The following is a 12,310-nucleotide window of genomic DNA, read 5'->3' on the forward strand; positions in this document are numbered from 1 at the left end:
TGTGAAGGACTTAAAATACATCGTGCGCAAGGCAAACCAGGCCGATAAAGTGATCAACTTAGTCAAATTATCCTGCTAATATGCTACCCCGATCGCCCGATCGGGGTTTTTTATGCTACCCGGAAATTTTCAGCAAAAAAATATATTGTCCTGGTCACTTGTGATCCTGCGGGTTGCCGAATACTGTTGCTAAAATAAGAAGATACCATCTGCTAAGTAGCATCGAGGGAAAAAAAATGACCGATGAACAAGGGCAATCGCTTCTGTATGCGTATTTTGGCACCAGCAGCCCTCATTGGCGTTTATCTTCCGACAGCGATGCCCTGCATTTTGCTGAAGATGAAGGCGGTATCACCAATATCGCCGTTCCCCTGACGGCCTCCCAGGCCGGTATGCTGCGCAATATGACCGTCATCACCTCCAGTGTGAATCTCACCATTACGCTTCATGGCACGGAGCTTTCCATGCACCTTGTCGGCAGAAAAGTGTCGCAGATCGCCTGGGCCGGTACCGCCTCCGCCTGGGGTGACACTTCCTCCGTTGCCCGTGACCTGGTGCTGGGCCTGTCGTTTGCAGAACAGGTCGTTTCGGAAGCGAATTCGGTGATCGTCATCGTCGATCAGCAAGGCAATATTCAGCGCTTTAATCGCCTGTCGGAAGAGTATACCGGGCTGAAAGAACAGGAAGTCATTGGTCGCAATGTCTTCCAGCTGTTTATGTCTCGTCAGGAAGCGGCAGCCTCACGACGAAATATCAGTACCTTTTTTCGTGAAGGCAGCTCGTATGAAGTGGAACGCTGGATCAAGACCCGGAAAGGTCAGCGTCTCTTCCTGTTCCGCAATAAATTTGTACACAGCGGTAGCGGGAAAAATGAAATTTATTTGATCTGTTCGGGCATGGATATCACTGAAGAACGCCGCGCACAGGAGCGCCTGCGGGTGCTGGCCAATACCGACACCATTACCGGGTTGCCAAACCGTAACGCCATTAATCAGGAAATCACCGAAGCCCTGGAAAAGCGTACCGTTCAGCAGACTGGCGTGGTCTACCTTGACCTGGATAATTTTAAAAAAGTGAACGATGCCTACGGGCATATGTTTGGCGATCAGCTTCTGCAGGCGGTTTCTCTGGCCATCCTGAGCTGCCTGGATAAGGATCAGACCCTGGCACGTCTGGGTGGTGATGAGTTTATTGTGCTGGCAGAGGATACCAGCCAGGCCGCGCTGGAGGCGATGTCTTCCCGTATCCTTGTGCGCCTTAAACAGCCGTTCCGTATTGGCCTGATCGAAGTGTATTCCGGCTGTTCGATCGGCATCGCCCTCGCCCCGCAGCATGGCGAAGATCGTGAGAGTCTGATCCGTAATGCCGATACGGCCATGTATACGGCGAAAGAGAACGGGCGCGGAAAATTCTGTATTTTTTCTGCCGAGATGAATCAGCGCGTCTTCGAATATCTCTGGCTCGACACCAACCTTCGTAAAGCGCTCGACCAGCATCAGCTGGTGCTGCACTATCAGCCGAAGCTGAATGCCGATGGTTCGGTGACCAGCGTGGAAGCACTGGTGCGCTGGATGTCGCCCGAACGCGGGCTGATCCCCCCGGACAGTTTCATCTCCTATGCCGAAGAGTCAGGGCTGATAATTCCGCTGGGACGCTGGGTTATGCTGGCCGTGCTGGAACAAATCCTGCTCTGGAGGAAAGAGGGGATATTTCTGCGCGTCGCGGTCAATGTTTCGCCACGTCAGCTGATCGACCAGAACATTTATACCGACCTGAAACTGGCGCTGGACCAGGCGGGGCTGACTGACTGCCCCATCGATATTGAGCTGACAGAAAGCTGCCTGATTGAAAATGAGCAGCAGGCGCAGACGCTGATGGAACAGTTCCAGACGTTGGGTGCGGCGGTGCATCTTGATGATTTTGGCACTGGGTACTCCTCCCTGTCACAGCTGGCTCGCGTGCCAATTAATGCCATTAAACTGGATCAGAGCTTTATCCGCGGCGTTAATCATCATGAGGTGTCTCAGTCGCTGGTCAGGGCGATTGTAGCGGTCGCTAAAGCCCTTAATTTAGAGGTGATCGCAGAAGGCATTGAAACAGAGGAGGAAGCAGTGTTTGTCATGGCGAACGGCGTGGATATCCGTCAGGGGTTTCTCTACGCGAAGCCAATGCCCGTGGAGGAGCTGGGACACTGGCTTGCGCGGCATCATGCCATCACGGCTCCCTGAAGGTGAGATTTATCCCGCTTTGAGCAGGGTCTGCGCGCTGTGCCGGTTTTGCAACTGCACCAGGCGTTCCATATAAGCAATGTCTTTCGGCTCCATGGTAAAGGCGAAGTCCACCCAGTCCTCGGTGATGTCCATCAGTTCCGCCCGGGAGAGTTGCAGCACGCGCTGACGCGCTTTCAGCATTGCCCTCACCCCGTTAAGTTTCGGTCTGAGCGTATCGATAAAGGTGCGGGTACAGCGGTAGCCGTCCCCCGGCTGGAACAGACGATCGACCAGGCCCCGGGTTTCAAACCACTCCGCCGTATGCGACTCCCCTTCACAGATCAGTTCCTCTGCCAGCTTCATTCCAGAACGACGCGCCACCAGAGAGTACCCGCCCATTCCCGGGAAGAGATTAAACGCAATCTCCGGGAACCCCATCCTGGCCGTATTTTGCGCCAGGATAAAGTGGTGCGCCAGTGCGGCCTCAAAGCCTCCGCCCAGCGCACTGCCTTCCACCATCGCAATGCTGACGGCTCCGGTATCAAAGCCGCGTGCAGCGGCATGGATGCAGTCAACGCAGGCGCGGGCATAGGCCCGCAGCGCCTCCCGCCGCCCGTTCTTGATAGACTCGACAAAAAAACGCAGATCGCCCCCCGCATTAAACATGGTGGGAACCAGTGAACCCGTTACCCAGAAGTCTATCTGTAATCCTGAGCGCTGTGCGGCATAGCTGAGGTTCATGATCTCTTCGATCAGTTGATGGTTAAAACTCGGACGCGGCTGCGCTCGCAGCATCATCCACATCGTGCGGCGCTCTTCCTCGTAATAAGCGGACAGCTGGGTCATTTGTCCCGCTTCGTTAAACAGCCTGCAGGTAGTCTGATTTACAACGGTCATAGAATTATCCTCTGTTTAGTTATGCGTTATACGCAGCCCCAGCCTAATCCAGAGTCTGTCCGTGCTAAATGGGTGTTTGATTTTTAAGAAAAATAACAGATAAAGCCGCCGGGAATACGCGCGATAGCGCCTGCAGGCTGGCGGGAGGAAAAAGGAGAAAAGACTGGTGAAGGAGGGAAGTGGGCGCAGGCCGCCACGCTGACGACCTGCCGCTGAGTATTGCGTCATGCTGACAACCGCATGGATGGCGGTTAGCCGCGGATATACCAGCTATTTCTGTCCGTAATAGGCATTTTTACCGTGCTTGCGCAGATAGTGTTTATCCAGCAAGACCTGCTGCACCGCCGGTAGCTGCGGGGTCAGTTGTTGACTGAAAATGCCCATATAGGCCACCTCTTCCAGCACCACCGCGCTGTGTACAGCGTCTTGAGCGCTGCGCCCCCAGGCAAAAGGTCCGTGTGAGTTAACCAGCACGGCGGGGATTGCTAACGGATCGATACCGCGCTGTTGCAGCGTTTCAATGATCACCTGCCCGGTTTGCCATTCATAGCGATCGCGGATTTCGTCGTCGCGCATCTGTCGGGTACAGGGAATGGCCCCGTAGAAATCATCGGCATGGGTGGTGCCCCATGCGGGCAGATCTTTTCCTGCCTGCGCCCAGATGGTGGCATGACGCGAATGTGTATGGACAATCCCCCCAATATGAGGCCAGGCGAGATAGAGCGCACGATGCGTATCGGTGTCAGATGAGGGCCGTTTATCGCCTTCAATCACCTGCCCCGTGGACAGGTCTACGACGACCATATCGTCCCGCTTCATATCGTCATAGCTGACGCCGGAGGGTTTGATGACAATAACGCCCTGCTCACGGTCAATGGCGCTGACGTTGCCCCAGGTAAAAGTCACCAGTCCATAGCGCGGTAGCGCAAGGTTAGCGTCCAGTACCTGTTGCTTAAGTTGTTCCAGCATGTCGTTCTCTCCACTGTGGCCAGGGAGTTATTGTCTGCGCGAGAGGTACAGGCGGGTATGGAGACATTGGCTGTATCAGAGGCAGGATCCGGCTGAAGGCACTATTTTGCGGGGCGGTACGGAAAAAATAGGCGCGGAAATTAAGATTTTTTACCTGTAAAGACGTCCAGCAATATTTCAAAATAAGTCATTGCCTTTACCCCAGTGATAGTTAGAGATCTCACTATCCGGTTAAGGTGAGGGAGTCCTGACCCGGCGGATTCACACACAGACGATTATTTACGCGAATTTTACGCGTTAGGTGACATAAATCACCAGAAAACAAGCCGGTGCAGGATCGATAACGCAGAGCATCTTCTATACTTAATGAGTATCTCTGTTGCTGCAATTAAGGAGTAGTAAATATGTCAATCACTGCAAAACGCATTACCGCTGGCTTGCTGGCCGCTACATTAGTTCTCTCCCTGAGCGCATGCTCAAACTGGTCTAAACGCGATCGTAATACAGCAATCGGCGCAGGTGCTGGCGCTATTGGTGGTTCTGTTCTGACAAACGGAAGTGGACTGGGTACCCTGGGGGGTGCCGCAGTAGGTGGGATCATCGGACATCAAATCGACAAATAATAAAGCAGCGTATCGCGGGCCGAACTTCGTTCGGCCCTGTTAAGGGGAAAACTCACCCGCCGGCCAGTTTGACCTTCATACCTTTGGCTTCGAGCAGCGTTTTTAACAGGTCGCGTTTATCGCCCTGAATCTCGATCACCCCCTCTTTCAGCGCACCACCGCAGCCACACTTCTTTTTTAGTTCAGCCGTCAGCTTTGCCAGCTCCGCATCATCAAGATCAATACCGCTAATCAGGCATACGCCTTTTCCTTTGCGGCCGCTGGTCTGACGCTGTATGCGGACAATGCCATCCCCTTTCGGACGCGGCACTGTCGCTTCAGGTTCGTTGATGCGTCCGCTTTCCGTGGAGTAAACCAGCCGGCTGTTGTCATCTGCCATTATGCCCCCTGTAACTCGTTAGCGATGCTACGCAGCGTGGCGGCAGGATCGCTGGACTGGGTAATCGGTCGCCCGATCACCATATAGTCGACCCCTGCCTGCTGCGCCTGCTGCGGGGTCATAATCCGCCGCTGATCGCCCGCATCGCTGCCTACCGGACGAATGCCCGGAGTGACCAGCCGGAACGTCTGGCCGAGGATCTGTTTAAAATGCCGGGCTTCCTGAGCAGAACAGACCACGCCGTCCAGTCCGCACTGATGGGTGAGCCGCGCCAGGCGTTCGGCCTGTTCCGCTGGAGAAAGTTCAATGCCCAGGCCACGCAGATCTTCCGTATCCATGCTGGTCAGCACGGTGACCGCAATAAGCAGCGGCGCATCTTTGCCAAAGGGTAACAGGGCCTCTCGTGCCGCCGTCATCATCCGTGCCCCACCGCTGGCGTGGACATTAACCATCCATACGCCGAGATCAGCTGCGGCCGCAACGGCATGGGCTGTCGTGTTGGGAATATCATGAAATTTCAGATCGAGGAAAACCTCAAAACCGCGCTGTTGCAGATCGTCTACCCACTGTGGCCCGAAACGGGTAAACATCTCTTTGCCCACCTTGAGGCGGCAGCTGCCGGGTTCAATGTGGTCGATAAAGGCCAGGGCACTATTGCGATCGGCATAATCTAACGCCACCACAATCGGTGAGCCGGTTACCTGAGGTGAAAGCATGGAATACCCTCTTCAAATGGAGCAGCGCATGGCGCAAACGATAAACGGGATGCATTCTACCTGTGACAAAGGCAAATGCACAGAGAATCGACCCTCTTCCTGTCTGACCCTTACCGACGCTGTGGCTGCTGGCATCTTTATGTTTATTACTGCTTAGTATGTTGTAACTAAAGCGGGTCATTCCCCGCCACAGGCGGGTCATTTTTACTGTCCGTCCAGACCTCTGATCGGTTTCACCGATGACCAGGCGCGGCATGACGGACAGTGCCAGTAAAGTGCGTGGGCGGTGAAGCCACATTTATGGCAGCGGTAACGCGGTTTGGTGCGGATCTGTTCCCCGACCATATCACGCAGCACCATCAGACTGTCTTTGGCACGGCCCTCTTCGGCTTCCTGCAGGTTAAAATCCATCAGCCGATGGAAAACACGCATGGTCGGATGCCGCTGAAGCTGGCGCGTGATATAGGTTTGGGCCACTTCAGCCCCCTCTTCCCGATCGAGAATACCGGCGAGGTAAAGCTCTGCTGCCGCCCCGGTGTTCTCTTCCACGCAGCGTTTGAGATAGTCTGCCCATGCGCCAGGCTGGCAGAGGTGCTGATAGCAGCCTTCGAGCATCTCCAGCGTTTCACTGACCAGCTCTTTATCCTGCTCAATCACCCGCTGCAGGTGACCCACCGCTTTGGCATATTCGCCCTTCGCCATGTGGATACGCCCCATCATGATGGAAACGCGGGCGCTGTCGCGATCGGCCGACTCCCCTTTTTTGAGCAGCCCCATGGCACGGTCAAGATCGTCGCTGCTGATGGCCTGCAGGGCCAGTTCACAGTAGAAATGGGCAATTTCCATCTTCAAACGGTCTTTACCCAGCTTAACCAGCCGTTCTGCCACTTCAATTGCATTTGGCCAGTCACTGGTCGCCTGGTGAATAATCAGTAACTGCTGCAGAGCGCTGATGCGGAAGTCGGTTTCATCCACCAGCTGGCCAAACATCTGTTCAGCACGGTCGTAAAAGCCAGCGGCCATATAGTCACGGCCCAATTGCTGGATGGCCAGCAGTCGCTGGTCGTAGGTCAGAGAGGCACTTTCCATTAAGGCCTGGTGAATGCGGATGGCGCGGTCAACCTCACCGCGTGAACGGAACAGGTTACCCAGGGTAAGGTGCGCTTCGACCGTTCCACTGTCCTCTTTCAACATGTCCAGGAACAGGTCAACGGCTTTATCCTGCTGGTTAGAAAGCAGGAAGTTAACCCCGGTCACATAGTCGCGTGACAGGCGGCTGGCTTCCTGTTGCTTATCCTGTTGCGCACTTCTGCGCCCCATATACCAGCCATAGGCGGCGGCGACGGGGAGTAACAGAAACAGCAGTTCTAACATAGGTGTTTATTCCTTGACGACAGTAACCTGTGACGTTGTCACAGTTTCGTCTGTCTGCCCCAGTTGCTGCTGAAGACGTTTAATTTTACGCTGAGCGTGCGCCAGTGAAACACGAACACGTAGCCAGAACAGCCCACAGATTGCCCACCCCAGCAGGAAACCAGCCGCAAACAGCGTTGCCAGCAGCGTTGACACGCGGAACTGACCCTGCGCGAGCAGATAGTTAAACGTAACGACCTGATCGTTATGCGCGCCCAGCGTGACAGAAATGACGAAAATCGCCAGCACCACTAAAAAAATCAGCAAATATTTCACAGTCCATCCCATAACCTGGTGTTAACCAGATGAATTATGCCAAAAAAAACGTTCTGATGCTTGTCCAGATGCGAGAGTTATCGTCACATTCCACTGCGGCCACCGCGCTTAAGTCTGCCAACTACGGCAGGTGAACATAAGAGGTGGGGACAGAATAGCGTCTTTACAATCCGCTGGCGTCATTTTCCCGCCCGGCGATCTCTTCCTGCTCCTGCGGCGGCACGGTTAACGGACCGCAGAATCGCTGTGCCAGCCAGGTCGCCAGGGTGATAAACAGCCAGCTGATCAGGGTGGCAACGATTAAATCACGCGGCCAGTGCATGCCCAGAACCAGGCGGCTTCCCATCACCGCCACCGCCCACCCCATCAGCAAAACAATGGTGACGTAGCGGCGGCGCGGCCACAGCAGGCCAACGCCCAGCAACGCCCAACTGGCCGCAAACATCGTATGCCCGGAGGGGAAGGCAAACCCGGTTTCAAAGGCCCAGTGTTTCTTTAACCAGTCGGGCAGTTGCGGGTTATCTGCCACCGCATCACGCACCATCACGCTGCGCTGCCGTCGCTTCTGCTCATAAAATGCCTGACCGCTGATGCCATAGGTCTTTTCCAGCCAGAGCACATAGGGACGTGGCTCCTGCACCTGTTCTTTGATCAAACTTTTGGTGTACTGCCCGGTTAACAGCGCGCCAATAATGATGCCCAGCAGAAATACAGCGGGTTTCCAGCGAAAACGCAGGCACCAGAGAAACCAGGCACTGAGGATAGCACTGGTGAGTATCCCCCAGGGGCTGGTGACCGTTTCGGTAAACCAGAACAGCACCTTATGGCCCCATCCCATCGCGACGGGCTGCCAGTGCCAGCCTGACAGCATTACACCGAGCGGCATCAGCAGGAGCAACAGCATGCCGAAGGTGGTTCGTTTAAGGATATCTGCCATGTGTTTTTCCTTAGCGCCGTTGATATCACAACCTTGATATAAGATTAGCTTTAAAAATAATAACATAAGGATTGTGATAGCGATAATTGTGCGCTATTAAATCAATCGCTCTAACGTGTTAACCGCCGCGCGTCGTGTTGTGGCAAAATAGCCTCAATTGTTTGCGTCAGGTCACTGACACTGCGTTATCAGATAATAGCGCAACACCTGAAGTTTCTGGAGAGTCACATGCAGCTTAAACGGGTAGCAGAAGCAAATCTGCCCACGCCATGGGGAGATTTCCTTATGGTAGGTTTTGAAGAACTGGCAACCGGGCATGACCATGTTGCGCTGGTTTACGGCGATATTTCTGACGGCAAGCCAGTGCTTTCGCGCGTCCATTCGGAGTGTCTGACCGGCGATGCCCTGTTCAGCCTGCGCTGCGACTGTGGCTTCCAGCTGGAGGCCGCACTGACGCAGATCGCCGAGCAGGGACGTGGGATCCTGCTTTATCATCGCCAGGAGGGCCGTAATATCGGCCTGTTAAATAAAATCCGCGCCTATGCGCTGCAGGATAAAGGCTACGACACGGTCGAGGCGAACAATCAGTTAGGTTTCGCTGCCGACGAGCGTGACTTTACCCTTTGTGCAGACATGTTCAAGCTGCTGGGCGTGCATGAAGTCCGCCTGCTGACCAACAATCCGCGTAAGGTGGAGATCCTGACGGAAGCCGGCATTAACATTACCGAGCGCGTCCCGCTGATCGTCGGACGAAATCCTAACAACGCGCACTATCTGGATACTAAAGCCGCGAAGATGGGCCACCTGCTGTCGAAGTAATTCCGCGAGTCCCTCTCACGCATAAAAAAACCCCGGCCTGACAGCCGGGGTTTTTTATGCGATGTCGGGCTACCCGCCCGCTTACTGCAGCATGTTGCGGATCACATAGTGCAGAATGCCGTCGTTCTGATAATAGGTCAGCTCATTACCCGTATCGATACGACAACGCGCATCCAGCACGTTCTGACTTCCGTCAGCCCGCGTCAGCAACACTTTCACCACGCAGCCCGGCGTCAGCTGCTGAAGATCCTGCACATCTATCCGCTCATCTCCGGTCAGCCCCAGCGTTTTTCGCGTCACGCCGGTGGGGAATTCCAGCGGTAAAATACCCATACCGATCAGGTTAGAACGGTGAATACGCTCGAACGACTCGGCGATCACCACCCTTACACCCTGCAGGCGTGGACCTTTTGCTGCCCAGTCTCGGCTGGAACCGGAGCCATACTCTTTACCGGCAATCACGGCCAGCGGAATGCCTGCCTGCTGATAACGCATGGCTGCATCATAGATCGCCATCGGTTCATCACCGGGAATATAGCGGGTCATCCCCCCTTCCACCCCCGGTACCATTTCGTTGCGGATACGGATATTGGCAAAAGTACCGCGCATCATTACTTCGTGATTCCCGCGACGGGAACCGTAAGAGTTAAAGTCCTCACGCGCCACACCGTGTTCCAGCAGGTAGCGTCCTGCCGGGCTGTCGGCCTTGATACTGCCGGCCGGAGAGATATGGTCGGTGGTGACGGAATCCCCGAGCATCGCCAGGATGCGTGCGCCGCGGATATCGGTAACGGGTTTCGGTTCCTTTTCCATATCATCAAAGAAAGGTGACAGGCGGATATAGGTCGACCCCTCGTCCCAGTCGTATGTGGCCGCCTCACTGACCTTGATCGCCTGCCACTCGGGCGTGCCTTCAAACACTTCGGCGTACTCTTTATGGAACATATCGGTAGAAACCATCTGGACGGCTTCGGCAATCTCCTCCGGAGAGGGCCAGATGTCTTTGAGATAAACAGGTTTGCCGGTAGTGTCTTCCCCCAGAGGGTCAGTTTGCAGGTTGAGCGTCATATTGCCGGCCAGTGCGTAAGCCACGACCAGCGGCGGCGAAGCCAGCCAGTTGGTTTTGACGTAAGGATGGATGCGACCTTCAAAATTACGATTCCCTGACAGTACGGCACCCACGGTCAGGTCCCCTTCTTTGATGGCGTTTTCGACCTCATCAGGCAGCGGACCGGAGTTACCAATACAGGTGGTACAGCCGTAGCCCACCAGGTTAAAGCCCAGCTTATCCAGATAGGGAGTCAGGCGCGCGGCGGCAAGATAGTCAGACACCACTTTTGAACCAGGTGCCAGCGATGCCTTAACCCAGGGTTTAGGATGCAGCCCCAGGGTAACGGCTTTTTTTGCCAGCAGACCGGCGGCCATCAGCACGCTGGGATTGGAAGTATTGGTGCAGGAGGTAATGGCAGCGATAACTACCGCGCCGTCCTCCAGTGAGTGCTGCTGACGGGTTCTGCTGTCCTGGTAGGTGACGGTTTTATGGGTTTTCAGTGCGCGATTCACTTCCAGCTCATTGCTGGCGCGAAACGCTGCTGGCACATCGCCCAGGGCGACCCGATCCTGTGGACGTTTAGGTCCGGCCAGGCTCGATTCCACCTGCCCCATGTCCAGCGCCAGCGCACTGGTAAAGACCGGCTCGTCACCGGTTTCACGCCACAATCCCTGCGCCTTGCTGTAGGCTTCGACCAGCGCCACCTGCTCGGTGCTGCGTCCGGTCAGCTTCATATAACCCAGCGTCACGGCATCAACCGGGAAAAAACCACAGGTCGCCCCATACTCGGGGGCCATATTCGCAATGGTGGCTCGGTCAGCCAGCGGAAGATCGTCCAGACCATCACCGTAAAATTCGACAAATTTACCCACCACGCCGTGCTGACGCAGCATTTGCGTGACGGTCAGCACCAGGTCAGTGGCGGTGATCCCGGGTTTAAGCTTGCCGGTCAGCTTGAAACCGACCACATCCGGGATCAGCATCGACACCGGCTGTCCCAGCATGGCGGCTTCGGCCTCAATGCCTCCCACGCCCCAGCCCAGCACGCCAAGGGCATTTATCATCGTGGTGTGCGAGTCGGTGCCAACCAGGGTATCGGGGTAAGCCACTTCCTGCCCACCCTGATCTTCGTGCCAGACGGCCTGCCCGAGGTATTCCAGATTAACCTGATGACAGATCCCGGTGCCCGGCGGCACCACGCTGAAGCGGTTAAAGGCTTTTTGCCCCCAGCGTAGGAAAACATAACGCTCGTGGTTACGTTCCATCTCCAGACGAACGTTTTCTTCGAAGGCGTCATCATCGCCGAAGTGGTCAACCGTCACTGAATGGTCAATCACCAGGTCAACGGGAGAGAGCGGATTCACTTTGGCCACATCGCCGCCGAGGCGGTTTACGGCTTCACGCATCGCCGCCAGGTCCACCACCGCCGGCACGCCGGTAAAGTCCTGCATCAGCACGCGCGCGGGCCGGTAGGCGATTTCACGTTCAGCATGAGCGTCTTTCAGCCAGCCGGCCAGCGCCTGTATGTCCTCTGCGGTAACCGAGTCGCCATCCTGCCAGCGCAGCAGGTTTTCCAGCAGTACCTTCATGGATTTTGGCAAACGTGAAATATCGCCCAGTTCAGTCGCGGCTTTTGCCAGGCTGTAATAGTGATACTGGCGATCGTGGACAGACAGGGTGTCCTGAGTGAGTTGGCGTAGGGTTGTCGACATTGCTCCTCCATTGCGTGTTCTTTTGACAGTAAACCCAAATCATCGCAGAGGCAGCAAACCCACAAATGCAGATGCCGGGTAAAACCTTATTAATAACAAGGTCTGTTTAAAGATAGCACAATCGAATCGCAACGTTTTGATAACAACACTAATTGACAACAGCTGAAACAAACTGAAAATAAAATACAAAAGCGCCCCGCTGTACTTGCCAGCGGGGCGCTATTTGTTAAGGCGCGGAAAAGATCACTAAATGGGTATTAACGCACCATCAGTGCAATCCATAACGCGCTGGTCCAGAACAGGGCAGA

At 55.1% G+C, this 12,310-nt stretch carries 11 protein-coding genes; 3 read left to right on the forward strand and 8 right to left on the reverse strand.

Annotated features, from left to right (window positions below):
* Nucleotides 1-236 precede the first annotated feature (236 nt).
* Complete coding sequence (gene pdeR / locus ACZ3HG_RS03600; protein WP_465331885.1) at nt 237-2,228, forward strand: cyclic di-GMP phosphodiesterase; 1,992 nt, start codon at nt 237-239, stop codon at nt 2,226-2,228.
* 9 nt (nt 2,229-2,237) lie between these two features.
* On the opposite strand, the gene ACZ3HG_RS03605 is transcribed toward pdeR, so the two are convergent.
* A complete protein-coding gene (locus ACZ3HG_RS03605; protein WP_062743163.1) occupies nt 2,238-3,107 on the reverse strand; it encodes a crotonase/enoyl-CoA hydratase family protein in 870 nt (289 codons plus the stop codon).
* Nucleotides 3,108-3,377: 270 nt separating this feature from the next.
* Nucleotides 3,378-4,076, reverse strand: a complete 699-nt coding sequence (araD, locus tag ACZ3HG_RS03610) for an L-ribulose-5-phosphate 4-epimerase (protein ID WP_465331888.1) — start codon at nt 4,074-4,076, stop codon at nt 3,378-3,380.
* A 404-nt stretch (nt 4,077-4,480) separates the two neighbouring features.
* Here araD and osmB point away from each other — a divergent pair, with 404 nt between their 5' ends.
* Nucleotides 4,481-4,699 carry an osmotically-inducible lipoprotein OsmB gene (gene osmB, locus ACZ3HG_RS03615; RefSeq protein ID WP_062743161.1) on the forward strand — a complete coding sequence of 73 codons (219 nt, stop codon included), beginning with the start codon at nt 4,481-4,483 and terminating at the stop codon, nt 4,697-4,699.
* Nucleotides 4,700-4,751: 52 nt separating this feature from the next.
* On the opposite strand, the gene yciH is transcribed toward osmB, so the two are convergent.
* The 5 genes from yciH to pgpB form a co-directional block, all read right to left on the reverse strand.
* Nucleotides 4,752-5,078, reverse strand: a complete 327-nt coding sequence (gene yciH, locus ACZ3HG_RS03620; protein ID WP_191932475.1) for a stress response translation initiation inhibitor YciH — start codon at nt 5,076-5,078, stop codon at nt 4,752-4,754.
* On the reverse strand, nt 5,078-5,794 hold the full coding sequence (pyrF, locus tag ACZ3HG_RS03625) for an orotidine-5'-phosphate decarboxylase (RefSeq protein WP_191932476.1): 717 nt from the start codon (nt 5,792-5,794) through the stop codon (nt 5,078-5,080). The genes yciH and pyrF overlap by 1 nt, the downstream gene beginning before the upstream one ends.
* Nucleotides 5,795-5,998: 204 nt before the next feature.
* Nucleotides 5,999-7,168, reverse strand: coding sequence for a lipopolysaccharide assembly protein LapB (gene lapB / locus ACZ3HG_RS03630; protein WP_191932477.1), 1,170 nt, complete (start codon nt 7,166-7,168; stop codon nt 5,999-6,001).
* Nucleotides 7,169-7,174: 6 nt separating this feature from the next.
* Complete coding sequence (locus tag ACZ3HG_RS03635; protein ID WP_191932478.1) at nt 7,175-7,483, reverse strand: lipopolysaccharide assembly protein LapA domain-containing protein; 309 nt, start codon at nt 7,481-7,483, stop codon at nt 7,175-7,177.
* Between the two features lie 163 nt (nt 7,484-7,646).
* Nucleotides 7,647-8,420, reverse strand: a complete 774-nt coding sequence (gene pgpB, locus ACZ3HG_RS03640; protein WP_191932479.1) for a phosphatidylglycerophosphatase B — start codon at nt 8,418-8,420, stop codon at nt 7,647-7,649.
* A gap of 228 nt (nt 8,421-8,648) precedes the next feature.
* On the opposite strand from pgpB, the gene ribA reads away from it, so the two are divergent.
* Nucleotides 8,649-9,239, forward strand: coding sequence for a GTP cyclohydrolase II (gene ribA / locus ACZ3HG_RS03645; protein ID WP_191932480.1), 591 nt, complete (start codon nt 8,649-8,651; stop codon nt 9,237-9,239).
* An 81-nt stretch (nt 9,240-9,320) separates the two neighbouring features.
* On the opposite strand, the gene acnA is transcribed toward ribA, so the two are convergent.
* Nucleotides 9,321-12,002 carry an aconitate hydratase AcnA gene (gene acnA, locus ACZ3HG_RS03650; RefSeq protein ID WP_191935831.1) on the reverse strand — a complete coding sequence of 894 codons (2,682 nt, stop codon included), beginning with the start codon at nt 12,000-12,002 and terminating at the stop codon, nt 9,321-9,323.
* Nucleotides 12,003-12,310 lie beyond the last annotated feature (308 nt).

Source organism: Erwinia sp. PME.40.26/001 (assembly GCF_055556675.1).

Bases quoted from the DNA above. Each gene is read 5' to 3' on its own strand.
- pdeR (WP_465331885.1), top strand. From the start codon at position 237: ATGACCGATGAACAAGGGCAATCGCTTCTGTATGCGTATTTTGGCACC.
- ACZ3HG_RS03605 (WP_062743163.1), bottom strand. From the start codon at position 3,107: ATGACCGTTGTAAATCAGACTACCTGCAGGCTGTTTAACGAAGCGGGA.
- araD (WP_465331888.1), bottom strand. From the start codon at position 4,076: ATGCTGGAACAACTTAAGCAACAGGTACTGGACGCTAACCTTGCGCTA.
- osmB (WP_062743161.1), top strand. From the start codon at position 4,481: ATGTCAATCACTGCAAAACGCATTACCGCTGGCTTGCTGGCCGCTACA.
- yciH (WP_191932475.1), bottom strand. From the start codon at position 5,078: ATGGCAGATGACAACAGCCGGCTGGTTTACTCCACGGAAAGCGGACGC.
- pyrF (WP_191932476.1), bottom strand. From the start codon at position 5,794: ATGCTTTCACCTCAGGTAACCGGCTCACCGATTGTGGTGGCGTTAGAT.
- lapB (WP_191932477.1), bottom strand. From the start codon at position 7,168: ATGTTAGAACTGCTGTTTCTGTTACTCCCCGTCGCCGCCGCCTATGGC.
- pgpB (WP_191932479.1), bottom strand. From the start codon at position 8,420: ATGGCAGATATCCTTAAACGAACCACCTTCGGCATGCTGTTGCTCCTG.
- ribA (WP_191932480.1), top strand. From the start codon at position 8,649: ATGCAGCTTAAACGGGTAGCAGAAGCAAATCTGCCCACGCCATGGGGA.
- acnA (WP_191935831.1), bottom strand. From the start codon at position 12,002: ATGTCGACAACCCTACGCCAACTCACTCAGGACACCCTGTCTGTCCAC.